General features: G+C 66.1%; 27 protein-coding genes. 6 read left to right on the plus strand and 21 right to left on the minus strand.

From position 1 onward, the window contains the following. Positions 1 to 22: 22 nt before the first annotated feature. The 7 genes from rnfB to ACYVGE_RS15710 form a co-directional block, all read right to left on the minus strand. Positions 23 to 433, minus strand: a complete 411-nt coding sequence (gene rnfB, locus ACYVGE_RS15680) for an Rnf electron transport complex subunit RnfB (protein ID WP_460731008.1) — start codon at positions 431 to 433, stop codon at positions 23 to 25. Positions 434 to 464: 31 nt separating this feature from the next. Then, entirely contained in the window at positions 465 to 2549 is a 2085-nt protein-coding gene (gene metG, locus ACYVGE_RS15685) for a methionine--tRNA ligase (RefSeq protein ID WP_460731009.1), read from the minus strand. Positions 2550 to 2606: 57 nt separating this feature from the next. Continuing rightward, entirely contained in the window at positions 2607 to 3041 is a 435-nt protein-coding gene (locus ACYVGE_RS15690) for a DUF2147 domain-containing protein (RefSeq protein ID WP_460731010.1), read from the minus strand. A 125-nt stretch (positions 3042 to 3166) separates the two neighbouring features. Further along, positions 3167 to 3619: a DUF2147 domain-containing protein gene (locus tag ACYVGE_RS15695; RefSeq protein WP_460731011.1), complete on the minus strand. Its 453-nt coding sequence runs from the start codon at positions 3617 to 3619 to the stop codon at positions 3167 to 3169. A 171-nt stretch (positions 3620 to 3790) separates the two neighbouring features. After that, positions 3791 to 5824, minus strand: a complete 2034-nt coding sequence (locus ACYVGE_RS15700) for an alpha/beta hydrolase family protein (protein ID WP_460731012.1) — start codon at positions 5822 to 5824, stop codon at positions 3791 to 3793. A gap of 120 nt (positions 5825 to 5944) precedes the next feature. Beyond that, complete coding sequence (locus ACYVGE_RS15705) at positions 5945 to 8947, minus strand: TonB-dependent receptor plug domain-containing protein (protein WP_460731013.1); 3003 nt, start codon at positions 8945 to 8947, stop codon at positions 5945 to 5947. Then, the gene (locus ACYVGE_RS15710) at positions 8928 to 9194 is read right to left on the minus strand and encodes a hypothetical protein (RefSeq protein ID WP_460731014.1); all 267 of its coding nucleotides are present in this window, start codon (positions 9192 to 9194) and stop codon (positions 8928 to 8930) included. Before ACYVGE_RS15710 ends, ACYVGE_RS15705 begins: the two co-directional genes overlap by 20 nt. Positions 9195 to 9224: 30 nt before the next feature. Between ACYVGE_RS15710 and apbC the strand changes: the two genes are divergently transcribed. Further along, positions 9225 to 10244 (plus strand): iron-sulfur cluster carrier protein ApbC, encoded by a 1020-nt coding sequence (gene apbC, locus ACYVGE_RS15715; protein WP_460731097.1) that lies wholly within the window; start codon positions 9225 to 9227, stop codon positions 10242 to 10244. A 205-nt stretch (positions 10245 to 10449) separates the two neighbouring features. Then, positions 10450 to 11019, plus strand: coding sequence for a dCTP deaminase (dcd, locus tag ACYVGE_RS15720; RefSeq protein ID WP_310053276.1), 570 nt, complete (start codon positions 10450 to 10452; stop codon positions 11017 to 11019). Between the two features lie 61 nt (positions 11020 to 11080). On the opposite strand, the gene ACYVGE_RS15725 is transcribed toward dcd, so the two are convergent. The 10 genes from ACYVGE_RS15725 to ACYVGE_RS15770 are packed head-to-tail and all read right to left on the minus strand — an operon-like array spanning position 11081 to position 17369. Then, complete coding sequence (locus tag ACYVGE_RS15725) at positions 11081 to 11377, minus strand: hypothetical protein (protein WP_460731015.1); 297 nt, start codon at positions 11375 to 11377, stop codon at positions 11081 to 11083. A gap of 18 nt (positions 11378 to 11395) precedes the next feature. After that, complete coding sequence (pcp, locus tag ACYVGE_RS15730) at positions 11396 to 12067, minus strand: pyroglutamyl-peptidase I (protein WP_460731016.1); 672 nt, start codon at positions 12065 to 12067, stop codon at positions 11396 to 11398. Continuing rightward, a complete protein-coding gene (locus ACYVGE_RS15735) occupies positions 12064 to 13029 on the minus strand; it encodes a DUF979 domain-containing protein (RefSeq protein ID WP_460731017.1) in 966 nt (321 codons plus the stop codon). Before ACYVGE_RS15735 ends, pcp begins: the two co-directional genes overlap by 4 nt. Continuing rightward, positions 13016 to 13714, minus strand: a complete 699-nt coding sequence (locus ACYVGE_RS15740; RefSeq protein ID WP_460731018.1) for a DUF969 domain-containing protein — start codon at positions 13712 to 13714, stop codon at positions 13016 to 13018. The genes ACYVGE_RS15735 and ACYVGE_RS15740 overlap by 14 nt, the downstream gene beginning before the upstream one ends. Beyond that, complete coding sequence (locus tag ACYVGE_RS15745; protein ID WP_460731019.1) at positions 13711 to 14460, minus strand: 5-oxoprolinase subunit PxpA; 750 nt, start codon at positions 14458 to 14460, stop codon at positions 13711 to 13713. The genes ACYVGE_RS15740 and ACYVGE_RS15745 overlap by 4 nt, the downstream gene beginning before the upstream one ends. A gap of 12 nt (positions 14461 to 14472) precedes the next feature. Further along, a complete protein-coding gene (locus ACYVGE_RS15750) occupies positions 14473 to 14637 on the minus strand; it encodes a LiaI-LiaF-like domain-containing protein (protein WP_460731020.1) in 165 nt (54 codons plus the stop codon). Then, a complete protein-coding gene (locus ACYVGE_RS15755) occupies positions 14634 to 15593 on the minus strand; it encodes a 5-oxoprolinase subunit C family protein (protein ID WP_460731021.1) in 960 nt (319 codons plus the stop codon). Before ACYVGE_RS15755 ends, ACYVGE_RS15750 begins: the two co-directional genes overlap by 4 nt. Continuing rightward, complete coding sequence (gene pxpB / locus ACYVGE_RS15760) at positions 15593 to 16282, minus strand: 5-oxoprolinase subunit PxpB (protein WP_460731022.1); 690 nt, start codon at positions 16280 to 16282, stop codon at positions 15593 to 15595. The genes ACYVGE_RS15755 and pxpB overlap by 1 nt, the downstream gene beginning before the upstream one ends. Next, positions 16279 to 16704, minus strand: a complete 426-nt coding sequence (locus ACYVGE_RS15765; protein ID WP_460731023.1) for an HIT family protein — start codon at positions 16702 to 16704, stop codon at positions 16279 to 16281. Before ACYVGE_RS15765 ends, pxpB begins: the two co-directional genes overlap by 4 nt. After that, positions 16701 to 17369: a dienelactone hydrolase family protein gene (locus ACYVGE_RS15770; RefSeq protein WP_460731024.1), complete on the minus strand. Its 669-nt coding sequence runs from the start codon at positions 17367 to 17369 to the stop codon at positions 16701 to 16703. The genes ACYVGE_RS15765 and ACYVGE_RS15770 overlap by 4 nt, the downstream gene beginning before the upstream one ends. A gap of 126 nt (positions 17370 to 17495) precedes the next feature. Here ACYVGE_RS15770 and rimO point away from each other — a divergent pair, with 126 nt between their 5' ends. Then, the gene (rimO, locus tag ACYVGE_RS15775) at positions 17496 to 18848 is read left to right on the plus strand and encodes a 30S ribosomal protein S12 methylthiotransferase RimO (RefSeq protein ID WP_460731025.1); all 1353 of its coding nucleotides are present in this window, start codon (positions 17496 to 17498) and stop codon (positions 18846 to 18848) included. A gap of 142 nt (positions 18849 to 18990) precedes the next feature. Beyond that, positions 18991 to 19500, plus strand: a complete 510-nt coding sequence (locus ACYVGE_RS15780) for a hypothetical protein (protein ID WP_460731026.1) — start codon at positions 18991 to 18993, stop codon at positions 19498 to 19500. Positions 19501 to 19573: 73 nt separating this feature from the next. On the opposite strand, the gene ACYVGE_RS15785 is transcribed toward ACYVGE_RS15780, so the two are convergent. After that, entirely contained in the window at positions 19574 to 20002 is a 429-nt protein-coding gene (locus tag ACYVGE_RS15785; RefSeq protein ID WP_460731027.1) for a hypothetical protein, read from the minus strand. Between the two features lie 231 nt (positions 20003 to 20233). Between ACYVGE_RS15785 and ACYVGE_RS15790 the strand changes: the two genes are divergently transcribed. After that, entirely contained in the window at positions 20234 to 20620 is a 387-nt protein-coding gene (locus ACYVGE_RS15790) for a low affinity iron permease family protein (protein WP_460731028.1), read from the plus strand. Positions 20621 to 20783: 163 nt separating this feature from the next. Here the strand turns inward: ACYVGE_RS15790 and greB are convergent, their stop codons facing one another. Next, complete coding sequence (gene greB, locus ACYVGE_RS15795) at positions 20784 to 21290, minus strand: transcription elongation factor GreB (protein ID WP_310053258.1); 507 nt, start codon at positions 21288 to 21290, stop codon at positions 20784 to 20786. A gap of 134 nt (positions 21291 to 21424) precedes the next feature. Here greB and ACYVGE_RS15800 point away from each other — a divergent pair, with 134 nt between their 5' ends. Beyond that, positions 21425 to 23128 carry an MltF family protein gene (locus tag ACYVGE_RS15800; protein WP_460731029.1) on the plus strand — a complete coding sequence of 568 codons (1704 nt, stop codon included), beginning with the start codon at positions 21425 to 21427 and terminating at the stop codon, positions 23126 to 23128. A 60-nt stretch (positions 23129 to 23188) separates the two neighbouring features. Here the strand turns inward: ACYVGE_RS15800 and ACYVGE_RS15805 are convergent, their stop codons facing one another. After that, positions 23189 to 23695 (minus strand): copper resistance protein NlpE, encoded by a 507-nt coding sequence (locus ACYVGE_RS15805; RefSeq protein WP_460731030.1) that lies wholly within the window; start codon positions 23693 to 23695, stop codon positions 23189 to 23191. 126 nt (positions 23696 to 23821) lie between these two features. Beyond that, positions 23822 to 25369 (minus strand): helicase HerA-like domain-containing protein, encoded by a 1548-nt coding sequence (locus ACYVGE_RS15810; protein ID WP_460731031.1) that lies wholly within the window; start codon positions 25367 to 25369, stop codon positions 23822 to 23824.

A 25369-nucleotide genomic window follows, 5' to 3' on the forward strand; every position in this document is an offset into this window, starting at 1 on the left:
GCCCGCCGCTACGGAGGCTGCCTCAGGCAGCCGACACCAGCTCGATGCAGTCCACCGGACAGGCGGGCACGCATAGCTCGCAGCCGGTGCACAGCGGTTCGATCACGGTGTGCATGTGCTTGGAGCCACCAATGATGGCGTCGACCGGACACGCCTGGATGCACTTCGTGCAGCCGATGCAGTCGGCTTCGATGATCAGCGCGACCTGCAGCGGTTTGTGTTCGCCGCGAGCGCGGTCGTAGGGCCGGGCGGGAACGCCCAACACCTTGGCCAATGCACGCGCGCCGGCATCGCCACCCGGCGGGCAATGGTCGACACCGGCCTCGCCCCGCGCCATCGCTTCCGCGTAGGGGCGGCACCCCGCGTAGCCGCACTGGCCGCACTGTGTCTGCGGCAGCAGGCGGTCGAGGCGTTCGACGAGATCAGCGTTCATTGCTCGCAGCGGTCAGGCTCCGCAGCCTTGTTCAACGCACCGGCATGCCCGGCTGGGCGCCGCCATCCGCATCGAGCAGATGCAGCGCACCGCCGTCGAAACCGGCCGACAGGATCATGCCTTCGCTCAGGCCGAACCGCATCTTGCGCGGCGCGAGGTTGGCAATGAACACCACGCTGCGGCCGACCAGCTTTTCCGGTTCGCCGTACGACCCGCGGATACCCGAAAAGATCTGGCGCTTGCCCAGTTCGCCGGCATCGAGCTCGAAGCGCAGCAGCTTGTCCGAGCCGTCGACGAATTCGCACGCCAGGACCTTGCCGACACGCAGGTCGAGCTTGGCGAAGTCGTCGATGCCGATCGTCGTGGAGAGCGTCGTCGTGGAGGGCGCAGCTTCGGTCACCGCGGGCGCGGCGACGGCAGTGGCTTGCTTGGCGGGTGCGCTGGCAGCGGCGGGAGCGGTGGACTGCAGGTTTTCTTTCGAGGCTTCGATCATGGCTTCAATCTGTTTCGGGTCGATGCGGGTAAAGAGCGGCGTGTAGGCGGCGATGCGGTGCGCCAGCAGTGGCGCGTCGAGGTCGTTCCAGCCGGAGAGCGGTGCGTTGAGGAACGCTTCGGCCTGCTCGGCGACGCGCGGCAATACCGGCTTGAGCGCCGCGGCCAGCACGCGGAACAGGTTCAGGCCCTGCGTGCACACGGCCTGCAGTTGCGCATCGCTGTCCGGCTGCTTGGCGAGCACCCACGGCTTGTGTTCGTCGATGAACTTGTTGGCTTCGTCGGCCAGCACCATGGCCAGGCGCAGGGCGGTGGCTGCCTCGTTGCGGCCATAGGCTTCCGCGATCGAAGCCAGCTGCGCGCTGAAATGTGCGTACATCGCCGGGTCCGGCAACCCCGCGGCGAGCATGCCGTCGAAGCGCTTCTCGATGAAGCCGGCGCAACGGCTGGCGAGGTTCACGAACTTGCCGACCAGATCCGAATTCACTCGTGCGGTGAAGTCGGTAAAGTTGAGGTCGACGTCGTCCACGCCGCCCGAGGTCTTGGTCGCGAAGTAGTAGCGCAACGCTTCCGGCGCCAGGCCGTTGTCGAGGAACGTGCGCGCCATGATGAAGGTGCCACGCGACTTGGACATCTTCTCGCCGTTCACCATCAGGTAGCCGTTGACGTGCAGGCGGGTGGGGGCGCGGTGGCCGGCTCCGTGCAGCACCGCCGGCCAGAACAGGCCGTGGAAATTGACGATGTCCTTGCCGATGAAGTGGTGCATCTCCGTCGCGCTGTCCGGCGTGAGGTAGCGATCGAAGTCGATGCCCTCGCGTTCGCTCAGCGCCTTGAAGCTGGCGAGGTAGCCGATGGGCGCATCCAGCCACACGTACAGGTACTTGCCGGGGTGGCCCGGAATCTCGAAGCCGAAGTAGGGCGCATCACGCGAGATGTCCCAGGCACGCAGTCCGCCTTCCGCATCGAGCCATTCCAGCAGCTTGGCCTTCACGCCCGGCGTGGCCACGTCGCCTGCTAGCCAGCTGCGCAGGAAGTCGCTGAAGTCGCCGACTTCGAAGAAGAAATGTTCCGACTCGCGGATCTCGGGCGTGGCGCCACTGAGCACCGAGCGTGGCTCCTTCAGTTCGCTCGGCGAATAGGTGGCGCCGCAGTTCTCGCAGTTGTCGCCGTACTGGTCGGGCGTGCCGCAGTTCGGGCAGATGCCCTTGACGTAGCGGTCGGGCAGGAACATGCCCTTGACCGGGTCGTACAGCTGCGCCACCGCGCGGCGCTGGATGTGGCCGTTGGCTTCGAGCCTGAGGTAGAAGCTTTCGGTCAGTGCGCGGTTGTGCGCCGAATTGGTCGAATCGTAGTGGTCGACCCGGACGTCGAAGGCCTGCAGGTCGCGTTCGTGCGACTCCTGCATGCCGGCGATGAAGGTTTCCGGCGTCATTCCGGCTTTTTCGGCGGCCAGCATGATCGGCGTGCCATGGGTGTCATCCGCGCTGACGAAGCGCACCGTGTCGCCCGCCATCCGCCGCGCGCGCACCCAGATGTCGGCCTGGATGTAACCGACCAGATGGCCAAGGTGCAGCGCACCGTTGGCGTAGGGCAGGGCGAAGGTGACGAGGAGATCGCGGGACATGGGGACAGCGGATGCGAGGGGAGCGCGATTATCGCATGCGCCTCGCGCGCGACCCGGTCAGGGTTCGCGCAGCCAGTCCTGCGAGCGGCAGATGAAGGCGATGCAGCCCGACACCCCGAGCTTGCGGCCGCCATCGAGCAGTTGCACCCTGGATTTGTAGGTCTTGCCCTTTTCCGGGTCCAGCACGGTGCCGCCGCTCCAGCCCGCGTCCGCCGGCCTGAGTCCCCACAGGATCACCATGCCCTTGATCGGCTTGTCGTGGCTGGCGCCCCGGCATTTGGTGCAGAGCGGGTTGGGACCATCCTTCATGTCCAGGATCTCCACGACCTTGCCCGCATAGCTGCCGTCGCGGGCCTGGTAGACCTCCACGATCGACTTGGACTTGCCATTGTCGTCATCGATGGTCCGCCAGCGTCCCACCGGCGATTGTTGTGCGCCCGCGACTGCGGGCAGGAAAAACAGGCAGGAAAGCACCATCACGCGAAAGGACATCGCAGGACTCCAGGCAGGTCGTCGCTCGGAGGGCCGGATCGAAGCGCGGGCCTCGATGGAACGGACCTCAATAAAAACGGCCCGATGTACGGGCCGTTTCGTGTTGCGTTGGTTGCGCGGAGCGGTCAGTTCTCGCGCGTCCAGGTCTGGTGCTTGCAGATGAAGCCAAGGCAGCCGGAGACCTCGAACTTCTTGCCGCCATCGAGCAGCTTGGCCTTGGACTTGTAGGTCTTGCCGTTGGCGAGCTTGAGCACGGTGCCACCGGTGTATTCGTCACCGTCGCGCTTGAGGCCCCACAGGATCGGCATGTCCTTCATCGGCTTGTTCTTGGCTGCGCCGTTGCACTCGGTGCATACGGCGTTGGGCGCGAACAGCGTCTCGACTACCTTGGCCGCGATGGTGCCGCCCTTGGCTTCGTAGACATCGACGATCAGGCGCGGCTTGCCGGTGTCCTCGTCGTAGGTCTTCCAGCGCCCGACCGGCGACGCGGATTGCTGGAATGCTGCGGCCGAAGTGGCGAGCAGCGGCAGGGCAATCAGCAGGGCTACGAACTTCGCAAACATGGACTTGTTGCGCATGGGTCCCCTCCGGACTCAGTTGATACGTCCGCGCGACGGCGCGGGAGTGGCGTCTTTATACCGCATCCGGAGCCGTACGGAAGTGCGGGGCGTCGTTCGTTCAGCCGGCAAAAAGAAGCCCGGCTTGCGCCGGGCTCCTGCATCCGAAAAGCGCGATGGAACCGGCTCCGCTCAGAGTCCGCTGCCGCCGCAGCCCTTGAGCAGATAGTCCTCGATCCGTTGCAGCTGGCTGCCGAAGATCTCGCGCGTCCATGCCGGGCCGTGGGCATAGTCGTCGATCGGGTAATAGTCCACCCGCTGGCCGGACTTCCTTGCCGCCGCGTTGAACCACTCCGATTGTTCGATCGGCACGGTCTGATCGCGATCGCCGTGATAGATCATGATCGGGATCTGGATCTTGTCGGCATGGTCCAGCGGATTGAGGCCGTCCACGGTAGGTGCCTGCGCCTCGCGGAAGAACGGGTTGGTGTAGAACTTCGACCAGATCTTGTGGATGTCGGATACGCCCGCGCCGGCGATCGCGCACTTGTAGAGGCCGTTGGGACGGACGGATGCCGCGAATGCCGCATAGCCGCCGTAGGAGAAGCCGAACATCGCGACGCGCCCGGGCTGGGCGATCTTCTGTTCCACCATCCATTTGACGCCGTCATCCTTGTCGTCCTGCATCTTCTGGCCCCATTCCGCGTCGCCTGCCATCCACAGCTTGCGGCCCCAGCCCTGCGATCCGCGGTACTGCGGCTGCAACACGGCGAAGCACCGGCTGGACATCAACGGCACCCACATGGAAGTGTCGAAACCCAGGTTGTCCCGCGCCCACGGTCCGCCGTGCGGATGGACGACGGCAGGCCACGGGCCGGCGCCGCACATTTCGGCATTGGGCGTGGTCAGGAACGCCGGGATGTCCAGTCCGTCGCGGGCCTTGTAGTACACCAGCCTGGTCGTGCCCAGCGATTGCGGATCGATATCCGGATGCTGCTTGGCCAGGAGGGAAAGGCGGCCATCCTTGAGCAGGTAGAACTCGGTCGGGCGTGCGGGACCATCCACCGACACGACAAACGACTTCATGTCCGGCGAGTAGTCGACCAGGCGATAGCCCGCCGCAAGGTCGTAGCCCGCGTTCGCGCTGGAGCCCGTGGCCGGATCGACGAACGTGGTCGGGGTGGCGGCGATGTCCAAGGCTGCACGCAACGCCTTGTCCAGGGCCTGGAATTGCGGCGCGACCCACTGCACGTCGGCACCGCGCGGACCCTCGTAAGTGACGCCAAGAATCTCGCCCGGCCGTCCACCGCCGCCGTTCCTGTAGTGGTTGATCACGACATTGCCTGCATCGAAGAAGCGATGCTCGAACAGGACTTCCTTCTTCGAGCGCGTAGCGATGTCGTATTCGTAGATGTGCGCCTTGTCCCTGCCCACGTTGCTGAGGATGAAGGCGATGTTGGGATCCTCGGCGAAACCCACGACCTGGACCTCATCGCGATTCTTGACGTAGGAGCGGAAGTGCTCCTGCCATTCTCCCGTCTGCAGGTTGCGGAATTCGGCGGCGATGTAGGCGCCCGTGGCGTCGAGATCGGCGCGCAGGCGCGCGCGCAGGTTGCCGTCGAAGTCGGTGACATAGCCGGACACGCGTTCCTCGGAACGCTGGACGCGGTCGGCCTTGAACGTGCGGATGTTGACCTTGTAGACGTCGCCCGCGGCGGTGCCGACGTTGTTGACCACCAGGATGTGGTCCGGATCGTTGGGGAGCGCGTCGAGCACGTCGGGGCTGGTTCGCGCCTGCGCCAGTTGTTCGTCGCGGCTGCTCGCGTGCGCCAGTGGCATGGGTTCATGCCAGGCCTTGCCCTGCAGGTCGGTGATGAACAACTTGCTGATGAAGGTCTTGGTCACCCGGTCGGTGCGCAGGTCGTACGGCTGCCACAGCGATACGGCGAGCAGGTCGTCCTTGATGAACGACACTGCCGTGAACTTCATTTTGGCGGTGCCGATGACCGTGGGGGCTTCGTTCAACGCGTCGGTCTTCCACACGAGGATGACACGGTCTTCGCCACGCGCCTCGATCGCCGCCAGGTGCTTGCCGTCGGGCGAGAGGGTGAAGCTCGACATCCTGGGGAATGCCGCCAGTTGCGCAATCGTGGGCGGAGTGGGTTTTGCATGCGCGGGAGCTGCCGCAAGGGCCGCGACCAGCGCAAGAATCAGGAAACGGATCATTGCATGCCTGCTCCATCGGAGCGCCGGAACGGGGTCGAGAGGCATCCCGCCGGGCGCTGAAAAAGAACACCCCGCCGCCTGGTTAAGGCGACGGGGTGCAGGTCACAGCTCAGGACAACATCAGAACGACTTGGAGACGTTCACGAAGAACGTCCGGCCGACGTAGTCGTAGCCGCTGTACAGCGGAGCATTGCCGACGCGGTTGTAGACGCCGGACGAGATGCTGGGCGGCGTCGCGTTGGTGAAGTTCTGGATGCCCGCGGTCACTTCCCACGTGTCGAAGTTGTACTGGCCCGAGATGTTGTGGGTGAAGTAGTCCTTGACGTAGAGCTTGCGCGGATCGGTCTCGCCATCGAGGCCGAAGAAGTCGTAGCTCTGCATCGCGCCAACCCATTCCACGCCGTAGCGGATCTTCCAGTTCTTCATGCCGTAGGCCACGTCCAGCGTGCCCGAATACTCCGGGTTGTTGATCGTGCCGTTGACATCGTCCAGCGGATCGTCCGAGAACAACTTGCTCGCCTGCTCCAGGTAGTGCGTGATCTCGGTCGTGGCGCGCAGGGTGCCCGGACCGATGTCGCGCACGTAGCGCAGGGTGAAGTCGTAGCCGCGGACCTTGTCCGTTGCCAGGTTCACGTAGCTGTCGTGCACCGTGAGGGCGTTGCTGCCCGGGGTGCGCGGATCAACCAGACGGCAGAAGCCGCCACCGGCGCGGAAGTCCGGATCGTCGTAGCACAGCTGCAGAATGTTGGTGGCACCGGCGCGCGAGACGCCGTTGTCGACCTCGATATTGAAGTAGTCGACGGCGAACGAGATGTCGCCGATGCTCTCCGACAGCTCCGGCTGCAGGATCAGGCCGACGGTCATGTTCTTCGACGTCTCAGCCTTCAGGCCCGCCTCGGCGCCGCCGGCGGTGAGTACCTGCACCGAGCTGGTGGCGACGAAGTTCGGCGGCAGGCCTTCGCTGGCGCAGTTGGCGGCGCGGATCGAGCCCGGATCGGCCCCGTAGTTATTGCAGGGGTCGTTCTGGTTGCTGAGGAAGCCACTGGTGGCGCCGAGGAACTGTTCGAACAGCGCCGGGGCACGGTAGGACGTGCCGTAGGCGCCGCGCAGCGAGATCCAGTTGAACGGAGTCCACAGGCCGCCGATCTTGTAGGTCGTGTCCGAACCGTACGAATCGTAGTCGGTCAGACGCGCCGACACGTTCATGGTCAGCTCTTCAGCCCACGACATGCCCGACAGCAGCGGGAATTCGACTTCGCCGTAGGCTTCCCACACCGAGTCCGAGCCGCGGGTGATCGCAGCCGAGGTCAGGTTGTAGAGGTTGCCGTTCTGCGAGTCGATCGGCGGCGTGTCGTCGATCTTCGCCTTGCGGTACTCGACGCCGAAGGCGCCCTGGACTTCACCGTAGGGCATCGCGAACAGCGGGCCGTCGATGTTGAAGGTGGCCGTGGTTTCCTTGTACTTGGTAGTGCCGGTCACCGGCACGAAGGTCCAGTCCTTCCAGGCCTGCGGCAGCACGCCGCCGATGACGGCGCTGCTCAGCGCAGGTGCGGCCACGCAGCCGTCGGCCGGATTGCGGCAGACGAAGGTGCCACCGGGACCGGCGACGACGTCGAGGCTCTGCTTGACACGGTTGGTCAGCCAGGATTCGAACGTATAGCTGGCATCCGAGTCCGCATAGCTCATCGCGAAGTCGTAGTTCCAGTCCGTCCAGATGAAGTCGCCCTTGATGCCGGCGGTGCCCTTCCAGTAGTCGACTTCCTGCTCGCTCTTGTCGTTGCCGTAGCCGATGAAGGCGCGGACGCCGACCGGACCATTGGTGATGGCGGTGGGCGCGTTCTGGAACGTGCTGGCCTGCAGGTTCGCCGGAATCAGCGGGCTGCCCTTCCAGTAGTCCAGCGTCAGCTGGCGGTAACCGGTCTGCGAGGACTTGCGCTCGTTGCCGAGCAGTTCGAAATACACTTCGGCGCCGCCGAGTGCGTCGAGATCGTAGCCACCCTGCAGGAACGCGGTGCGGACCTTCACCGGCGAGATCAGCGAACGGTTCAGCATCTTCGGATCGAACGTGTCGCGGATGTTGGTATTGGTGGTCTGGCCACCGCCCACGCCTTCGAAGCCGACCAGGCCGGTGGTGACGGCCGAGTTCGGGCGCCAGCGGTTGAACGTGGTGCCCGTGGCGCCCTTGGCGGCGACGCCGGTGATGTTGTTGGTGCCGATCGTGTTGATCGTGACGCCGTTGGAGCCGGTGCCGGTGATCGGGTAGCACTTCGGCTTGCCGGTCAACGGGTCGATGGTGTCGCCGCTGCCCCAGAAGTCGCCGATGGCGAGGTTGCGGCGGTAGTCGGTGTTGCACTTCGTCCAGTCGCGATCGCCGAGCGTCAGCTCGTTGCGGTCGTAGGCCTCGAACGAAGCGGAGATGTCATAACGGTCGCCGGTCTGGCCCCACACCAGCGAATAACGGGTCTCGTCGCCGCCACCGTCTTCGGTGACGTTGTACTGGGCTTCGACCGTGAGGTCGTTGACCTTGTCGCGGGTGACGATGTTGACCACGCCCGCCACCGCGTCCGAGCCGTAGATCGACGAGGCGCCGTCCTTCAGGACTTCGACGTGGTCGATCATCGCGTTCGGCAGGACGTTGAGGTCGGCCGAGCCGACCGAGCCGCGCGAACCGGCCGGCGCCACGCGGCGGCCGTTGAGCAGGATCAGGGTGCGGGACGCGCCCAGGCCGCGCAGCGACAGGGTGTTGACGCCCGGGCCGCCGTCGACGACGAAGCCGCCGAAAGCATTGTTGATCTGAGCCGTGCCGCCGGTGACGGCGGTGCCCTGGAGGAGGCTGGCAGTCGAGGCAAAACCGGCGAGGGTGGATTCTTCGCGGGTGATCACCTGGACCGGAGACACCGAGTTGAACGTGTCGCGCGCAATGCGCGAACCGGTGACGGTGATCGCGCCGAGTTCGGTGGCTTCGTCCTTCTTCTCGCTGGCCGCGCTCGTGGGCTGGGCGTCGGCGGGCTTGGTTTCTGTGGTTTCCTGCGCCATCGCCGCATTCGCGGTCAGGAGCAGGGCGCTCAGCAGCGCTACCGACAGCGTATTCCGCTGCAGGCGGTTAGTGTTGCGCACTGACATCTATTTCCCCTTGAGTGATTTTTATCTTCGCCATGAGGCGGTTGGGTTTGCCCCAACCGGTCGAAATTAACACGGGCTTAACAAAGCTGTCACGCAATCGCAACATTTGGGGATTGACATCGGTTGGAAGGGGCAACGTCATTGCTGCGGACCCGTGGAGTTGGGCCGCTTCGCTTCCCTTTAAAATGCTGCGCAGCGGCATGAAGCGCCGCGTCTTCTTCGGTGCCCCTTGAACGATCTGCTGCAATCCCGACTTGCCGATTTGCCGTTGCCCGAATTGGGCGTGACCCTGGCCCAGGCGGGGGCGCGCATCCGTGTCGCCGAGCTGGAGGGCAGGGCGGCCGTCGAGGTAAGCGTGGGCTTTCCCTCGCGTTGGCTCGAGCCGTGGTTGCGTGACGCAGCCGATCGCCTCGCTGCGGAAGCCGGGCAGGTCGTCTCCAGCCTCACCGTGAATTCCCGCATCGCCACTCACGCCGTGCAGGAAAAGCTCTCGCCGCTGCCAAACGTGCGGAACATCATCGCGGTGGGTTCGGGCAAGGGCGGCGTCGGCAAGTCGACCGTGGCGGTGAACCTTGCGCTAGCGCTCGCCGCCGACGGTGCCAGCGTCGGCGTGCTGGACGCGGACATCTATGGCCCCAGCATCCCCCTGATGCTTGGCCTGCATGGCCGCCCCGACAGTCCCGATGGCAAGACCATCGAGCCGATGCGGGCACACGGCGTGGAAGCCATGTCGATCGGCCTGCTGGTCGACCAGGACACGCCGATGATCTGGCGCGGTCCGATGGCGACGTCGGCGCTCACGCAGCTGCTGACCGAGACCCGCTGGGGCGATCTGGATTACCTGATCCTGGACCTGCCGCCGGGCACGGGCGATATCCAGCTGACCATGGCGCAGAAGATCCCGGTTGCCGGCGCGGTGGTGGTGACGACGCCGCAGGACGTGGCCACGCTCGATGCGCGCAAGGCGCTGAAGATGTTCGAGAAGGTCGAGGTGCCGGTGCTGGGCCTGGTCGAGAACATGGCGGTGCATGTGTGCTCGAACTGCGGCCATGCCGAACACATCTTCGGCGAGGGCGGTGGACAGCGGATGGCGGCACAGTACGGCGTGCCGCTGCTTGGCAGCCTGCCGTTGGAAGCCAGCGTGCGCGAACAGGGCGACGCCGGCGTCCCGATTGTTGCAGCCGGGGGGAATACGGCGACTGCCCATCATTTTCAGCTGACCGCCCGCCGGGTCGCGGTGGAGTTGGCGAAGCGCCCTCAGGTGGCAAGGCCGCTCGCCGTATCGCTCCTGGGCTGATTCGTCCGGATGCCTGCTGCGGCGCCCAGTCTCGGGTGGTCGCCTGAACGTCAGCGGCTTCTGATCCAGCGTGTCATCGCGGCACCCAAAGGCCCGGCTGATGCCGGGCCTTCGTTTGTCAGGACGTTGAACGGCCCGGTCCGCGCTTCCTTTGGAACGCTTCCTTTAGAATCGGCCCTTCCTATTGCCCCGAACCCGTACCCGCATGAGCATCAAGTCCGACCGCTGGATCCGTCGCATGGCCGAACAGCAGGGCATGATCGAGCCGTTCGAACCCGGCCAGGTCAAGACCGCCGCCGACGGCCACCGCATCGTCAGCTACGGAACCTCCAGCTACGGCTACGACGTGCGCTGCTCGCGCGAATTCAAGGTCTTCACCAACATCAACTCGACGATCGTCGACCCCAAGCATTTCGACAGCGGCAGTTTCGTCGATATCGAATCCGACGTCTGCATCATCCCGCCCAACTCGTTCGCGCTGGCGCGCACGGTCGAATACTTCCGCATCCCGCGCGACACGCTGGTGGTCTGCCTGGGCAAGAGCACGTACGCGCGCTGCGGCATCATCGTCAACGTCACGCCGCTGGAACCGGAATGGGAAGGCCACGTGACGCTGGAGTTCTCCAACACCACGCCGCTGCCGGCGCGCATCTACGCCAACGAGGGCGTGGCGCAGATGTTGTTCTTCCAGTCGGACGAAGTGTGCGAAACCTCATACAAGGATCGCGGCGGCAAGTACCAGGGCCAGGTCGGCGTGACGCTGCCGCGGACCTGATCGCGCAGGACGCATCCTGGATGCTTCCAAGGGCGTGCCGAAGCGGCACGCCCTTGTCGCATCAGGGCTTCTGGTAGGTAACGAAGAAGCCCTGCAGGTCGCCGTTTTCGATATACGGCTGCACGCTCTGCACCTTGTAGCCGCGCGCCGCGAAGGCCGAATGCGCCTTGGTCAGGTTGTTTGCCGCGCCCTGGTTGCGGAAGCCCCAGCTGGCGTCCACCCAGATCGTCACGGCGGGCAGGTTCGCGGTGTCCGCTTCCTGCGCGGAGAGTTCCGGCTTCTTCTCGAACAGGCCCGCCTGCGCGGGGGCAGCCAGAGAGGCCAGGGCGACAACGACGGCGAGCGAAAGGGTGCGCATGCAGACTCCTCGTGATTTTCAGTGTTCGGCGCCTGCGCCAAGCTTGTGGTCGACGCCCGTGGCGAGCGCGACCTGCAATGCGATGCGCAGGCCATGGCAAACGGTCTCGACCGGCAGGCTCGGCGCGCCGGGATGGAGCGCGGCCTGTTCGGGCGAGTAGGGGATGTGCACGAAGCCGCCCCGCACCTTGCGGTTGCGCAGCGCATGCATCAGCCCATAGAAGACATGGTTGCAGACGTAGGTGCCCGCGGTCTGTGACACCTCTGCGGGAATTCCCGCGTCGCGCAAACCGGCCAGCATGGCCTTGATCGGCAGGCCGGTGAAATAGGCGGCCGGGCCGCCCCTGACGATTTCGAGGTCGATCGGGCAGGCGCCGGCATTGTCGGGAATGCGCGCGTCGTCGACATTGATCGCCACCCGCTCCAGCGACATCGACGCGCGGCCGCCGGCCTGGCCCACGCACAGCACGAGCGAGGGCCGGGTGTCGCGGATGGCCGCGCGCAGCTCCTTCAATGCGGTGCCGAACTCCACCGACAGCTTGCGCGCCACGATGCGGTGTCCACCGATGCGCCGGCCGTGCAGCATGCGGACCGCCTCCCAGCTCGGGTTGAGCGTTTCGCCTGCAAACGGGGCGAAACCTGTCAGCAGCACCCTGGGCTGCGGCACCGTGGCTTGCTTCGTCGCGCTCACCGGAACGCCAGCCAATACATGAGCAGCAGGTTCACCAGCATCAGCGGGATGGCAGTAGGCAGCTGCATGCGGATGACGGCATTGGGGTCGTCGAGTTCGAGCAGGGCGGCGGGCACCAGGTTGAAGTTGGCCGCCATCGGCGTCATCAGCGTGCCGCAGTAGCCGGTGACCATGCCGATCGCGCCCAGCGCCGCGGGATCGGCGCCATGCCGGTGGATCAGCAGCGGCAGGCCGATGCCCGCCATCATCACCGGGAATGCCGCGAACGCATTGCCCATGATGACGGTGAACAGCACCATCCCCAGGCCGAACGCCAGCAGGCACGCCACGCGGCTGTCGGCGGGAATCACGGCAGAGACCAGCGCCGCGACCGCTTCGCCGACACCGCTGGCCGCAAACACGCCCCCCAGTGTCGCAAGCACGAGGGGCAGCAACGCGGCCCAGCCCATCGTGTCGAGCAGGCGTCGGCCTTCGATGGCGGCCCGGATCGGAGGTTCGCGCGTAATCACTATCGCGGCCACCGCGGCAATGATGCCCGCCAGGGCGAGCGCGGGCAGGGTGATGTTGCCTTCGGCGAACAACGGGGTCGCGCCGATCCGCAGTTTCGCGCCGAGCAGCACGATCAGCACGGTGATCAATGGAATGAGCAGGGCCGGCACGAACAAACGATGGCCCAGGCGCTCGGCGGACGCACGACGCTGTTCCTCCGGCGCTTCGGCGATGTGTTCGCGGCGCATCCTGGTCGCCAGCAGGGCCAGCAGGATGACCGCGACGCCTGCGAGCTGGGCGGGGAGCCGGTTGCCGGCCTTGTTTGCGGCGAGCACGGCTTCGCCGCTCGCAAACAACACGGCAATCAGGCTCCAGAACAGCGCATGCGCGAAGCGCCCCTCGCGCAGGTTGCGCCAGCCTGCGAACAGCAGGAACGCCGCCAGCACCCAGTAGAAATGCTCAATCCGCAGCATGGCTGGCTCCCGCGGGTTCGGCGCTGCGCACGAGGTTGCGCTGGAACCATGCGATGCGGACGGCGTGGATCACGAAGGCAGCGATCGCCGTCGGTAGCGCCCACAGGGCGATCTCCATAGGCTGCAGCGTGATGCCGTGCTCGTTGAAGAAGCTCTGGATCAACAGCACCGCGCCGAAGGCGAGAAACACGTCCTCGCCGAAGAAGCGCCCGACGTTGTCGGTGGCCGCTGCCAGTGCGTGCACGCGCTGGGCATGGGCGCGGTCCAGCTTGCCGTGGGCTTTCTCGGCGGCGGATTCCGCCATCGGCGCCAGCAGCGGGCGGACGGTCTGCGCGTGGCCGGCGATGTCGACCAGTCCGGCCATGCCCAATAACTGGCGTACGCCGAGGTAAGTCGTGAGCAGGCGCGGCAGGGTGACGCCGCGCAGGCGTCCGATCCATGCCAGCGCGTGCTCGCGCAGGCCCGCGCGTTCGAGCAGTCCGATCGTGGGCAGGGTGAATGCGAACAGCAGCAGGGCGCGGTTGGAGACGAAGCTTTCGCCCAGCAGCGCGAGCAGGTCCGGCACGGACATGCCCGCGGCCACGCCGCTCACGATGCCGGCCGTGACCACGACGATCACCGGATTCAGTCGCAGTACGAATCCGGCCACGACCACGGCAATGCCCAGCAGGGGCCAGTAGTTCATGCGCTGGCTCCCACGGGCAGGATGCGGATTCCGTCCGATTCCAGCGCGTCGCGGATCGACCGCGCGAAGGCGGCCGCGTCGGCGCGATCGCCATGCAGGCACAGGGTGTCGGCGCGCAATGCCAGGCGTTCGCCCGTTCGTGCGGTCACGCGTCCATCGCGAACGAAGCCGCGCACCTGGGCGATGGTTTCGTCGAGATCGTGGATCACCGCGTCCGCGCGACTTCGCGGAGTGAGGGTGCCGTCGGCCTCGTAGCGGCGTTCGGCGAAGACTTCGTGGGCGACGCGAAGGCCCGTCGCCTCGCCGGCCGCGGTCAAGCGCGAGCCGGACAGGCCGAACAGGACCAGCCGCGGATCGAAACGCACGATCGCCCCGGCAATCGCTTCCGCGACATTGCGGTCGCGTGCGGCGAGGTTGTAGAGCGCGCCGTGTGGCTTCACATGCGCAAGCCGCATGTTTTCGGATGCGGCAATGTCCGCAAGCGTGGCGAGCTGGTGTTCGAGCAGCTCGCCAATCCGTGCGGCCGCAAGCGGCATTTCATGGCGGCCGAAATTTTCCCGGTCCGGGTAGCCCGGGTGCGCACCGGCGGCGACGCCGTGCTCGCGGCACAAACGCAAGGTGGTGCGCATCGTCGCTTCATCGCCCGCATGTCCGCCACAGGCGATGCTGGCGGAGGTGATCAGGGGAATGATCGCGGCGTCATCGCCGCAGCCTTCGCCCAGATCGCAATTGAAGTCGATGCGCACGGTGCCGTGGCGTTACTTGCGGCTGAAGAGCAATCCGAGGCCGACCACGACCAGGATCGCCGGCCACCACGTCGAGATCAGGTTGCCGAGGCCTGGAACGTTGAAGCCGAGGTTTCGCAGCAGGAACAGCGTGCCCACGATGATCAGCACGAGCGCCGCAATGATGTTGCCCTTCATCCGAAATTTCCCCTGAGTAGTTGTTGGTCGATCATCAGCGCGATTCTGGCGACCCGCGCACGCGCCGCGCAAGCGAGGCGTGTCGCGGTTTGCGTGTCGCACGACTGGAAACGCACCGTATCGCCCGGCCGGAGTTGCGCCAGGCGGGGCAGATCGGCCGCGATGACGTGGCCCAGCCGCGGATAGCCGCCCACCGTCTGCGCGTCGGCCAGCAGCACGATGGGCTGGCCGTCGGGGGGTAACTGCACCGTGCCCGGCGCGACCGGCGCGGAAATCTCCTCGCGGCGCGCGGCCTCGAGCGACACACCCTCGAGCCGCACGCCCTGGCGGTTGCTGCGGTTGCCGACCTGCCAGGCGCGATCGTCCAGCGTGGCCTCTGCCTGTGGCGACGGCACGTAGTGGATCGGCACGCCGCGCTCATCGAAGGCGGGATCGATCCACCACTTCGGCATGCGCGGTTGCGTGCAGGCGATCGATGGCGGATCGCGCACCACGAGGCGGTCTCCCGCTTGCAGTGCGCGCCCACCCCAGCCACCGAACCCGCCACGCAGGTCGGTACTGCGGCTACCCAGCACCATGGGCACGTCGAGGCCCCCCGCGATCGCGAGCCATGCGCGCGCGCCATCGTGCAATGCGCCGATGTGCAGGGTGCCAGCGGGCAGTTCGACCGGGCGACCGGATTCGATCGTATGCATCGCGCCGGAAGCGGATTCGAACCGTGCACGCACGCGGGCGCCACAGATCGCCAGGCGCACGGCGTGCTCGAAGCGGAGCGCCGGGCCCTGCAGCGTGAGTTCCAGCACCGCCTCGCCGGCAGCGTTGCCAACAAGGCGATTGGCCAGCGCCGCAGCGACGGCATCGAGCGCGCCGCACTGCGCAACGCCGAGGTGGCGCCAACCGGAGCGGCCGCCATCCTGGATGGTGGTGAGCAGCCCGGGCGAAACCACCTGCAGCATCAGGACCTTTCCACCGCGACAAAGCGCACGCGATCGCCGGGCGCGAGCAGCGTCGGCGATTCGCGTGCCGGATCGAACAGGGTCAGGGGCGTGCGTCCGATCAGGCGCCAGCCACCGGGACTTTCGCGCGGATAGATGCCGGTCTGTGCGCCGCCGATGCCGACGCTCCCGGCGGGAACCACGGTGCGTGGCGTCGCCAGTCGCGGCAGGGCGAGGGCGGGATCGAGGCCCAGCAGGTAGGGAAAGCCAGGCGCGAAGCCGATCATCGCCACGGTGTATTCGCCTGCCGCATGGCGTGTTGCGAGCTGCGTTGGCGTCATGCCGAGTTCGGCAGCGGCGCTTTCCAGGTCGGGCCCGGCTTCGCCACCGTAGGTGACCGGGATTTCCACCGTTCGCGCATCGCGTGTCGCCGCGATGTCGACGGGCAATGCTTCGAGCTGCGCACGCAGCCAGCGGTCCACGTGGTCGGCTTCGACGGCAAGCGGATCGAAGAACGCGCCAACGCTGGCATAGGCCGGCACCAGGTCGCGCAGCCACGCCGGCGGCCGCGCGCGAATGCGTTCGCACAGCGCATGCACGCGCGCGTTGGTCGCGGAATCGATGCGGTCGCCCAGCCGCATCAACAGGGCGTCGTCGGCGAGGGGTTCGACGTGGATGGCTTCGAGGGGGCGGGTCTGGTCTGGCTTCATGCCAGCGCCGCGCGCAATCGCTCGATGCGGCGGACAAGTTCCTCGGGCGAATACGGCTGCGCGGTGGCCATGCCCCATACCGGCCGCGGCCACGCGATGTCTTCGTGGAAGCGCGCGATCACGTGCACGTGCAACTGCGGCACCATGTTGCCCAGCGCGGCCACGTTGAGTTTGTTCGGCTTGAACTCGGCCTGCAGCAGGCGGCAGGCGCGGTTGATTTCGCGGGTGAGCTCCGCCTGCTGGGACTCGTCCAGGTCCGACCATTCCACCGCGTTTTCCACCCGCGGCACCAGGATCAGCCAGGGATGGTTGGCGTCGTCCATCAGCTGCAGGTCGCTCAGGGCGAAGTGCGCGACGGGATGGGTATCGTCGGCCAGTTGCGGATGCATGTGCCAGCCAACGAGTTGCGTCGAGCGGTTCATCGCAGGCTCTCCGCGAGGAAGTCCAGGGTGCGCTGCCAGGCGAGAGTAGCGCTGGCGGCGTGGTGATGGCTGTTGTCGACGTCGCGGTTGAAGGCGTGGTCGGCGTCTTCGTACACGAAGACCTTGGCGGCTGGCTGCTTCGCGCGATGCAGCTCGATGTCGCCCGGCGGGATGCTCTTGTCGCGCGCACCGAAGTGGAACATCAGCGGTGCCCGCGCGGCTTCGTCGAGGAACGGCACGCTGCGCGCGCCGTAGTAGCTCACGGCGGGCAGGCCCAGGCGCGTATTGGCGAGGAAACTCACACTGCCGCCCCAGCAGAAGCCGACGACGCCAGTGCGCAGGCCTTCCGCCTGCAGCTCGTTGGCGGCGGCCTCGACCACGTCGACGGCGCGGTCGAAACCGACGCGGTTGCGCAGTTCCACCCCTCGTTGCGCCTCCGTTTCGCCGTAACCCAGTTCGATCCCCGGTTCGACCGGATCGAACAGGCTGGGGGCCAGGGCCACGAAACCAGCGGCCGCCAGCCGGTCGGCCACGCTGCGGATGTGCGGGTTGACCCCGAATATCTCCTGCAGCACGACTATCCCGCCGCGTGAGGGCCCCGGCGGGTCGGCGCGCCAGGCCCGGACCGGTCCATGAGGCGTGTTCAGGTCGATCCAGCGGCTCATGGGCAGGGTGCGGGCGAGGGCGGGCAGGTGGTTATTAACCGCTTCGCGGCCCCGCACCGCAAGCTACCGGTCCGGGTCGTCCCGGCCCGGTATAATTGCCTGTTTTTTCTCGAATTTGCGGTCGCCATGTCCCTTGCCAATCCCAAAGTCGGTTTCGTCAGCCTCGGTTGTCCGAAGGCCCTGGTCGATTCCGAACGCATCCTCACCCAGCTCAAGGTCGAAGGCTACGACCTGGTGCCTACCTATGACGACGCCGATGTCGTCGTGGTCAACACCTGCGGCTTCATCGATTCGGCCGTGGCCGAGTCGCTGGACGCGATCGGCGAGGCGCTGGCGGAGAACGGCAAGGTCATCGTGACCGGCTGTCTCGGCAAGCGCGAGGAAATCATCCGCGAAGCGCACCCGGGCGTGCTCTCCATCAGCGGTCCGCAGGACTACGCCAGCGTGATGGAAGCCGTGCACAAGGCGTTGCCGCCCAAGCACGACCCCTTCATCAACCTGGTGCCCCGTCGCGCGGTCGACGACAACGATATCGGCATCAAGCTGACCCCGAAGCATTACGCCTACCTCAAGATTTCCGAAGGCTGCAATCACCGCTGCAGCTTCTGCATCATCCCGTCGATGCGTGGCGACCTGGTGTCGCGCCCGGTCGACCAGGTCCTGCGCGAAGCCGAGAAGCTGGCAATGGGCGGGGTGAAGGAACTGCTGGTGATCTCGCAGGACACCAGTGCCTACGGCGTCGACGTGAAGTACGCCGAGCGCGAATGGCGCGGCCGCCAGTACCAGACGCGGATGAAGGCGTTGTGCGAAGGGCTGGCCGAACTGGGCATGTGGACGCGCCTGCACTACGTGTATCCGTATCCGCACGTCGACGAGATCATTCCGCTGATGGCGGAAGGCAAGCTGTTGCCGTACCTCGACATCCCGTTCCAGCACGCCAGCCCGCGCGTGCTCAAGCTGATGAAGCGTCCCGGAGCGGTGGACAAGGTGCGCGAGCGCATCCACAAGTGGCGCGACATCTGCCCGGACATCACCATCCGATCGACCTTCATCGTCGGTTTCCCGGGTGAGACCGAAGCCGAGTTCGAAGAACTGCTGGACTTCCTCGACGAAGCGCAGCTCGACCGCGTCGGCGCCTTCGCCTATTCGCCGGTCGAAGGCGCGGCGGCGAACGATCTCCCCGATCCGGTGCCGGAAGAAGTGAAACAGGAGCGCCTGGCCCGTTTCATGGAGCGCCAGGCCGAGATATCCACCGCCAAGCTCGAGGCCAAGGTCGGTAGCGTGCAGCGCTGCCTGGTCGATGCGCTCGATGGCGAACTGGCGATCGCGCGCTCGATGGCCGACGCACCGGAAATCGATGGCCTGGTGCAGATCCAGAACGGCTTCGAGGCGGGCCTGAAGCCGGGTGAATTCGTCGATGTCGAGATCATGGGCAGCGACGAGCACGACCTCTACGGCGAGGTTCAATTCGCCAATTGAAGCCAGTCGGGCGCGTCCCGGGCGCCCGGCCTTTGAACAGGGCTTTTACAAAGCCTGTGTTGTAGTGCTCCTGCGTGCGGCGCTGGCCGACGCAGGGTTTCATGCCTTGGTCGCCGCCGCGATGCCGCACGCAGGAGGACTTATGCCTGCCACCATCGCCCACCGCCCTCACTTCACCGTCCCGGGCTCACACATCTCCGGCAAGGCTGTCGTGTGGGCCGGACTTGCCGCCGGCGCCATTTTCCTGGTGCTCGAACTGCTGGTCACGCGCTTCGTCATGGGAGTCAATCCCGGCGTGATGATCCGGATGATCGCCGCCATCACCCAGGGAAGCGCGATGCTGGCGCCGCCTGTCACTGCCGACGTGTCGGTCACCCTGGCCGCCGTGATCCTGCACTTCGTCATGTCGCTGTTGTATGCGCTCGTCTTTGCGTTCTTCGCCAAGGGACGCTCGCTCCAATCCGCCACGCTGATCGGTGCGGGGTACGGCCTGTTGCTGTACGCACTGAACTTCTACGGATTCACGATGCTGTTTCCGTGGTTCGCCGAAGCGCGCAACTGGGGAGCGGCCCTGGCGCACGTCGTTTTTGGCGCAGTGCTGGGCGCGACGTATGTCCATTGGGCCCCGCACGACCTGACCCACGCGGGTTGACGGAGGTAACGTCCGTGGGCCCGATCAACCGGTAACCGCGCGGGACGCGGTCACCGGTTGGCAGCGCAGCGGATCACTTGGCCGCTTCGACCAGCGCGGCCGCCGTGGTCGGCCCGCGCGCGTAGGTGTCGGTGTGCGACGCGATCATGGTGCGGAATTCAAGTGACGCCTTGAAGCCGGTCGTCAGGTTCCTGCTCTTGCTGAGGGCATCCATCTTGTCGTCCTGGGCATCGGTGGTAACCGGGCTGATGCCTACGTAGTCCCAGCTGTCGCCATCCGTATGCACATACCACTGGGTCGCCCCGATGCCGGTCTCCTTTGCCACGGCATCGCGCGCGGCCTGCCAACGCAGGAAGTCCAGTTGCTTGCCCGGGGCGACTCGGTAGATGGATACGATCACCTTGCCGGGCTCCTGGGCGGCGGACGTGGCCGGGATCAGCGCGATGACGGCAAGCAGCATGGGGGCCAGCAGCTTCGCTGCGAGGCGGTTGGGACGGTTCATGGCTCTTCCTTTGTCGGGCGGTGCCCGGAGGTCGCCGGCACGCAGGCCAGCCGGGGAGGGCCGGCAGTGCTCCTCGGTCGAGTATCCGTACGGTGCAGCACATCCGCACCGTTCAACGGCGGCGCTCCGGCGGAGCGGCCATGCCACCACCTGCGTGCCCGGCCGCCGACGACGCGTGCTCACCATGGCTGCGCATACTCTTGGAGTCCGGCCAACCCGAAAGGTGTAGATATGCAACAGTCACGTGGATTCACGCATCTGGCCAAGGCGGCTTCGCGCTTCACGGGGCGGCCGGTCTGCTTCGGCCTCGCCCTGGCCGTGATCGCCGCATGGGGGATCAGCGGCCCGCTGTTCGGCTTCAGTGATACCTGGCAACTCGTGATCAATACCGGCACGACCATCATCACCTTCCTGATGGTGTTCCTGATCCAGAACACCCAGAACCGCGATACGGAAGCGATGCAGCTCAAGCTCGACGAGCTGATCCGTGCGACCCGCGGCGCGCACAACCGCCTGATGGACCTGGAGGAGCGCGAAGAAGGCGAGCTGGACCAGCTGCGCACGCAATACGAGGACATCGCGAAACACGCGCGCCACGATGACGAGAAGCGCCGCTGATGTCCGCGGTGTCCCGCCATTACCCGGAGCCGCCGATCCCCGGTCGCTGAAAAGACAACGGCCACCCGGAGGTGGCCGTCGTGCTGTCGCTTCGATCAATCAGTCCGGATCAGAATCAGTCCAGATCAGAAGCGGTATTCGGCACCGATGGCGATGCGTGACTTCAGGCGGATGCGTACTCGACCGACACGATCACGAAGCGTTGTTGGCCACCAGGCAGCAACGCCTCGAATTCATCGTCCAGGCGCTTCTTGAGCATCGCCCGCGCCAGCGGCGAATCGATGCTGATGAAACCGAGTTTCGCATCGGTTTCATCGGGGCCGACGATGCGGTAGCGGTGGGTTTCGCCGCTGCTGACGTCCTCGACTTCCACCACGGCGCCGAAGAACACGGCTTCACGATCGGCGGGCATGTCGCCGATCACGCGCAGCACTTCCAGCCGCTTCGAGAGGTACCGGACGCGGCGATCGATCTCACCGAGCTGCTTCTTGCGGTAGGTGTATTCTGCGTTCTCGGAGCGGTCGCCCTCGGCCGCGGCGGCGGCCAGCGCCTTGACCACTTCCGGTCGCCGCACGCGCCACAGCTCGTCGAGCTCGGACTTCAGCCGCGCGTGGCCTTCGCGCGTGATCAACGCGGTGCTTTTCTCTGCGGGAGGGCGCCAGCGGGACATGGCAGCAACGAGTATGGAGTTGCCACCTATCTTAGGGCGGCATGACCGCCATTTCAGGGCCGGCGCCGGACGAGGCGACCGCACACCCGATGCTGCATCGCTTCCTTCGCTGAGTCGGCACCCAGGAGCGCCCCATGAATAGCCCCGTCGCGATTCCCGCCTGCGCGCGGTTGCGCGCGGCGATGACCTGTCTGCTGGCCGTTGCGACGCTTCTGGGCACGTCGTCATGCCGGGAGGCAGAACAACCAGCTCCAGCCAGGTCGACGGCGTCGCCGCCAGCGTCGCAGGCCACACCGGCAGCGCCCGCTCCAACGCCGGCGGTGCCGGAAACTCCTGCTGCAACCACCGCCGAAACTGCGGCCGAAACGACGCCCGGGGAAGCCGCCCCGGAATCCCAGCCCGAAGGCGATACCGCGGCCGCCCCGTACGCCGGACGCACGCTCAGCCTGGAGAACAAACCTTGGAAAGGCGACTTCGACGCCATGGTCGAACGCCGGATGATCCGCGTGCTGGTGCCGTACAGCCGCACCCTTTATTTCGTTGACAAGGGTCGCGAACGTGGAATGACGGCTGAGCTGGTCCGCGACTTCGAGCACTACATCAACAAGAAGCTGGCCGGCCCGCTGGGCAAACGCCCGGTCACGATCTACCTCATTCCGACAACTCGCGATCGCCTGCTGGCAGGCGTGGCAGCGGGACAGGGCGATATCGCCGCGGGCAACCTGACCGTCACCGATGTGCGGCTCAAAACGGTCGACTTCGTGGCACCACGCGACCGCAAGCCGGTCCGCGAGCTGCTCGTCACCGGTCCGGCTTCGCCCGCGATCGCGAGCCTCGACGAGTTGGCCGGTCGGAGCGTGTATGTGCGCCCGTCCTCCAGCTATCACGAGAGCGTGAAGGCGCTCAGCGAGCGGCTGGTGAAGGCCGGCAAACCGGCGATCCGGATCGTGCCGTTGCCGGATGAGCTCGAGGACGAGGACATCCTCGAGATGCTCAATGCCGGGTTGCTCGAATACGCGGTCGTCGATGACTGGAAAGCGCAGCTCTGGGCGCAGGTACTGCCGGCGATAAAGGTGCGCGCCGACCTTGTGATGCGCGAGCAGGGCTACGTCGGTTGGGCCATCCGCAAGGACAGCCCGCAACTGGCAGCTGCGCTCGACGATTTCTATCGCAATTACGCCAAAAAGCAGGGCGTCATCGACTACCGGCTGGCGCAGTTCCACAAGCAGATCAGGCAGATTGGCAACAACACCGCCGATAGCGAACGCAAGCAGTTCGAACAGGTGATCGCGCTGTTCCGCAAGTACGGCAGCCAGTACGACTTCGATCCGCTGATGCTCGCGGCCCAGGGCTACCAGGAATCGCGCCTGCACCAGGACGCCAAGAGCCATGTCGGCGCCGTCGGTGTGATGCAGATCATGCCGGCCACCGGTGCCCAGCTGAAAGTGGGGAACATCCGCAACGTCGAGCCGAACATCCACGCCGGCGCCAAGTACATGGACCAGCTGATGACAAGCTATTTCAAGGACGCGCATTTCAGCGAACAGGTGCGCCCCCTGTTCGCGTTCGCTAGTTACAACGCCGGCCCCGGCAACATCGCCCGGATGCGACGCGAAGCGGCCAGCCGCGGGCTGAATCCGGACAAGTGGTTCAACAATGTCGAGGTCGTCACCGCCGAAAAAATCGGCATCGAGACCACCACCTACGTGCGCAACATCTACAAGTACTACTGCGCGTACAAACTGGTGATGCAGGCGGACGAGTCGCGGCGCCGCGCACGCGAGCGGATGGAGCAGGGCAAACGGCCCGGACAGGAGGGCAAGCAGGGAGAAGGTTGAGCGACCCGGGACCGGGCAACCCGCGATGCGGGCCGCCCGATCCTTACGGTACGCGCCGGCTTACTGCTTCGCCGCCTCGCGCTTGAGCGTGTTCGAGTGCGCGCTTTCGATCGGCATGCCAGCGGAGTCGAGTGCGTCGAGCTGGTTGGCCGACGTCACGGCGTAGAGGCGATCCTGCTGGCTCTTCGAGTTCGGATCCAGGCGGATGCGCTTGCCGTTTTCCTCGGCCGTCCAGGTGCCATCGCCATCGAAGCCCTTGCCTTTGCCCTGATAGACCTCGTGCAACGCATAGCTGCCATCGGCATTGAGCATGATCCGGGTGTCGATGCCCGGGCAGTCGGCGCAGGGCAGGGTGCCGGTGAACGTGCCCGCGAACCCCTTGATGTCGAACGGCACATCGGCCGCAGTCATTGCAGGTGCGGACTCGACGGCGACCGGTGCCGCCGCGGCGGGGGGCGCAGGTTCGGCCGGCGCTGCGGGAGCGACGGGTTCAGCAGGGGCTTGTGGCTTGCACGCCGCGACGGCGAGCGTGGCAACGATGGCAAGCAGCAGCATCTTCCGGTTCATCGGGACATTCCTGTGGGATGAAGGGCAAAGGATACGCATTCGAGGCGAAGGCGCGGGCAGCGTCAACCTGCGCTGCAGCAAAAGGACGCGCAATGACAACGCGCGGCAACAACGCGCATCGCAAAATCAGCGTCGCTTGCCGAAGATCCCGCCGAGTACGCCACGCAGGATCTGGCGGCCGATCTGGTTGCCGACGGTGCGGGCGGTCTGTTTGGCCATGGCTTCGACCATGCCCTGGCGTCGCCGGGTACCGAACACGGCGTCCTTCACCGCCTGGCCGAAGCCGCTGTCCTCGGCCTCGTCCTGCTCGCGGGTGCGGGCAGCGGGCGCATCGGCCGTGGTCGTGGCCGCCTCGGCCTTCTTTGCCAGCATTTCCGCCGCGGATTCGCGATCGATGGCCTTGTCGTACTTTGCGCCGACCGGGCTGCCGGCGCGTACCTGCGCACGTTCGGGGTCGGTGATGGCGCCCATGCGGCAACGCGGCGGGGCGACCAGGGTGCGTTCGACCGGCATCGGGATGCCCTTGTCCTGCAGCGTCGACACCAGCGCTTCGCCGGTGCCGAGTTGCGAGATCGCGGTGGCGACATCGAGCCTGGGATTGGGCACGAAGGTCTCGGCCGCCGTCTTCACCGCCTTCTGGTCGCGCGGCGTGAAGGCGCGCAGTGCGTGCTGCACGCGATTGCCGAGCTGGCCGAGGATGTCGTCCGGCACGTCGTCGGGGAATTGCGAACAGAAGTACACGCCGACGCCCTTGGAGCGGATGATGCGCACGACCTGTTCGACGCGCTGCTGCAAGGCGGCCGGGGCGTCGTCGAAGAGCAGGTGCGCTTCGTCGAACACGAACACCAGCTTGGGCTTGTCGAGGTCGCCGACTTCCGGCAGCTGTTCGAACAGTTCCGACAGCAGCCACAGCAGGAACGACGAATACAGGCGCGGCTTCAGGATCAACTGCTCCGACGCCAGGATGTTGACCACGCCGCGGCCATTGGTGGTGGTGCGCATCAGGTCGGCAAGTTCCAGCGCGGGCTCGCCAAAGAACATCTCGCCGCCTTCCTGCTCCAGGCGCAGCAGCGAGCGCTGGATCGCGCCGATCGACTGCGTGCTGACCAGGCCATACGAGGTGGAGATGTCCTTGCGTTCCTCGGCGACCAGGCCGAGCAGGGCGCGCAGGTCCTCGAGATCGAGCAGCAGCAGGCCACGGTCGTCGGCGAGCTTGAAGACGATGTCGAGGACGCCGCTCTGGGTGTCGTTGAGTTCCAGGATGCGCGAGAGCAGGGTCGGACCCATTTCGCTGACCGTGGTGCGCACCGGGTGACCGTTCTTGCCGAACAGGTCCCAGAACACGACCGGGTTGGCTTCGCTTGCGTAGTCGGCGATGCCGATGTCCTTGATCCGCGCCTGCAGCTTGTCGTTGAGCGCACCGGGCATGGCGAGGCCGGCGACGTCGCCCTTCACATCGGCCAGGAACACCGGCACTCCCATGCGCGAGAAGCCTTCCGCGATGGTCATCAGCGTGACCGTCTTGCCCGTGCCGGTGGCACCGGCGACGAGGCCGTGGCGATTGCCCAGGCGCCCCTGCAGGAAGACCTGGCCGTGGGTTTCCGGCAGGGAATCCGGGGAGGTGACCGACTTGCCGATCAGGATCGCGTTGCCGGGAAACACGTTGTCTGCCAT

The sequence above is a fragment of the Lysobacter rhizosphaerae genome (genome assembly GCF_054779795.1).

Excerpts from the sequence above, each read along its gene's own strand:
- dcd (WP_310053276.1), top strand. The coding sequence starts at position 10,450 with ATGAGCATCAAGTCCGACCGCTGGATCCGTCGCATGGCCGAACAGCAG.
- ACYVGE_RS15790 (WP_460731028.1), top strand. The coding sequence starts at position 20,234 with ATGCAACAGTCACGTGGATTCACGCATCTGGCCAAGGCGGCTTCGCGC.
- rnfB (WP_460731008.1), bottom strand. The coding sequence starts at position 433 with ATGAACGCTGATCTCGTCGAACGCCTCGACCGCCTGCTGCCGCAGACA.
- ACYVGE_RS15765 (WP_460731023.1), bottom strand. The coding sequence starts at position 16,704 with ATGAACCGCTCGACGCAACTCGTTGGCTGGCACATGCATCCGCAACTG.
- ACYVGE_RS15705 (WP_460731013.1), bottom strand. The coding sequence starts at position 8,947 with ATGTCAGTGCGCAACACTAACCGCCTGCAGCGGAATACGCTGTCGGTA.
- ACYVGE_RS15785 (WP_460731027.1), bottom strand. The coding sequence starts at position 20,002 with ATGAACCGTCCCAACCGCCTCGCAGCGAAGCTGCTGGCCCCCATGCTG.
- greB (WP_310053258.1), bottom strand. The coding sequence starts at position 21,290 with ATGTCCCGCTGGCGCCCTCCCGCAGAGAAAAGCACCGCGTTGATCACG.
- ACYVGE_RS15770 (WP_460731024.1), bottom strand. The coding sequence starts at position 17,369 with ATGAGCCGCTGGATCGACCTGAACACGCCTCATGGACCGGTCCGGGCC.
- ACYVGE_RS15725 (WP_460731015.1), bottom strand. The coding sequence starts at position 11,377 with ATGCGCACCCTTTCGCTCGCCGTCGTTGTCGCCCTGGCCTCTCTGGCT.
- ACYVGE_RS15735 (WP_460731017.1), bottom strand. The coding sequence starts at position 13,029 with ATGCTGCGGATTGAGCATTTCTACTGGGTGCTGGCGGCGTTCCTGCTG.
- ACYVGE_RS15755 (WP_460731021.1), bottom strand. The coding sequence starts at position 15,593 with ATGCTGCAGGTGGTTTCGCCCGGGCTGCTCACCACCATCCAGGATGGC.
- ACYVGE_RS15810 (WP_460731031.1), bottom strand. The coding sequence starts at position 25,369 with ATGGCAGACAACGTGTTTCCCGGCAACGCGATCCTGATCGGCAAGTCG.
- ACYVGE_RS15805 (WP_460731030.1), bottom strand. The coding sequence starts at position 23,695 with ATGAACCGGAAGATGCTGCTGCTTGCCATCGTTGCCACGCTCGCCGTC.
- pxpB (WP_460731022.1), bottom strand. The coding sequence starts at position 16,282 with ATGAAGCCAGACCAGACCCGCCCCCTCGAAGCCATCCACGTCGAACCC.
- metG (WP_460731009.1), bottom strand. The coding sequence starts at position 2,549 with ATGTCCCGCGATCTCCTCGTCACCTTCGCCCTGCCCTACGCCAACGGT.
- ACYVGE_RS15750 (WP_460731020.1), bottom strand. The coding sequence starts at position 14,637 with ATGAAGGGCAACATCATTGCGGCGCTCGTGCTGATCATCGTGGGCACG.
- ACYVGE_RS15740 (WP_460731018.1), bottom strand. The coding sequence starts at position 13,714 with ATGAACTACTGGCCCCTGCTGGGCATTGCCGTGGTCGTGGCCGGATTC.
- rimO (WP_460731025.1), top strand. The coding sequence starts at position 17,496 with ATGTCCCTTGCCAATCCCAAAGTCGGTTTCGTCAGCCTCGGTTGTCCG.
- ACYVGE_RS15700 (WP_460731012.1), bottom strand. The coding sequence starts at position 5,824 with ATGATCCGTTTCCTGATTCTTGCGCTGGTCGCGGCCCTTGCGGCAGCT.
- ACYVGE_RS15690 (WP_460731010.1), bottom strand. The coding sequence starts at position 3,041 with ATGTCCTTTCGCGTGATGGTGCTTTCCTGCCTGTTTTTCCTGCCCGCA.
- ACYVGE_RS15695 (WP_460731011.1), bottom strand. The coding sequence starts at position 3,619 with ATGCGCAACAAGTCCATGTTTGCGAAGTTCGTAGCCCTGCTGATTGCC.
- ACYVGE_RS15800 (WP_460731029.1), top strand. The coding sequence starts at position 21,425 with ATGAATAGCCCCGTCGCGATTCCCGCCTGCGCGCGGTTGCGCGCGGCG.
- ACYVGE_RS15780 (WP_460731026.1), top strand. The coding sequence starts at position 18,991 with ATGCCTGCCACCATCGCCCACCGCCCTCACTTCACCGTCCCGGGCTCA.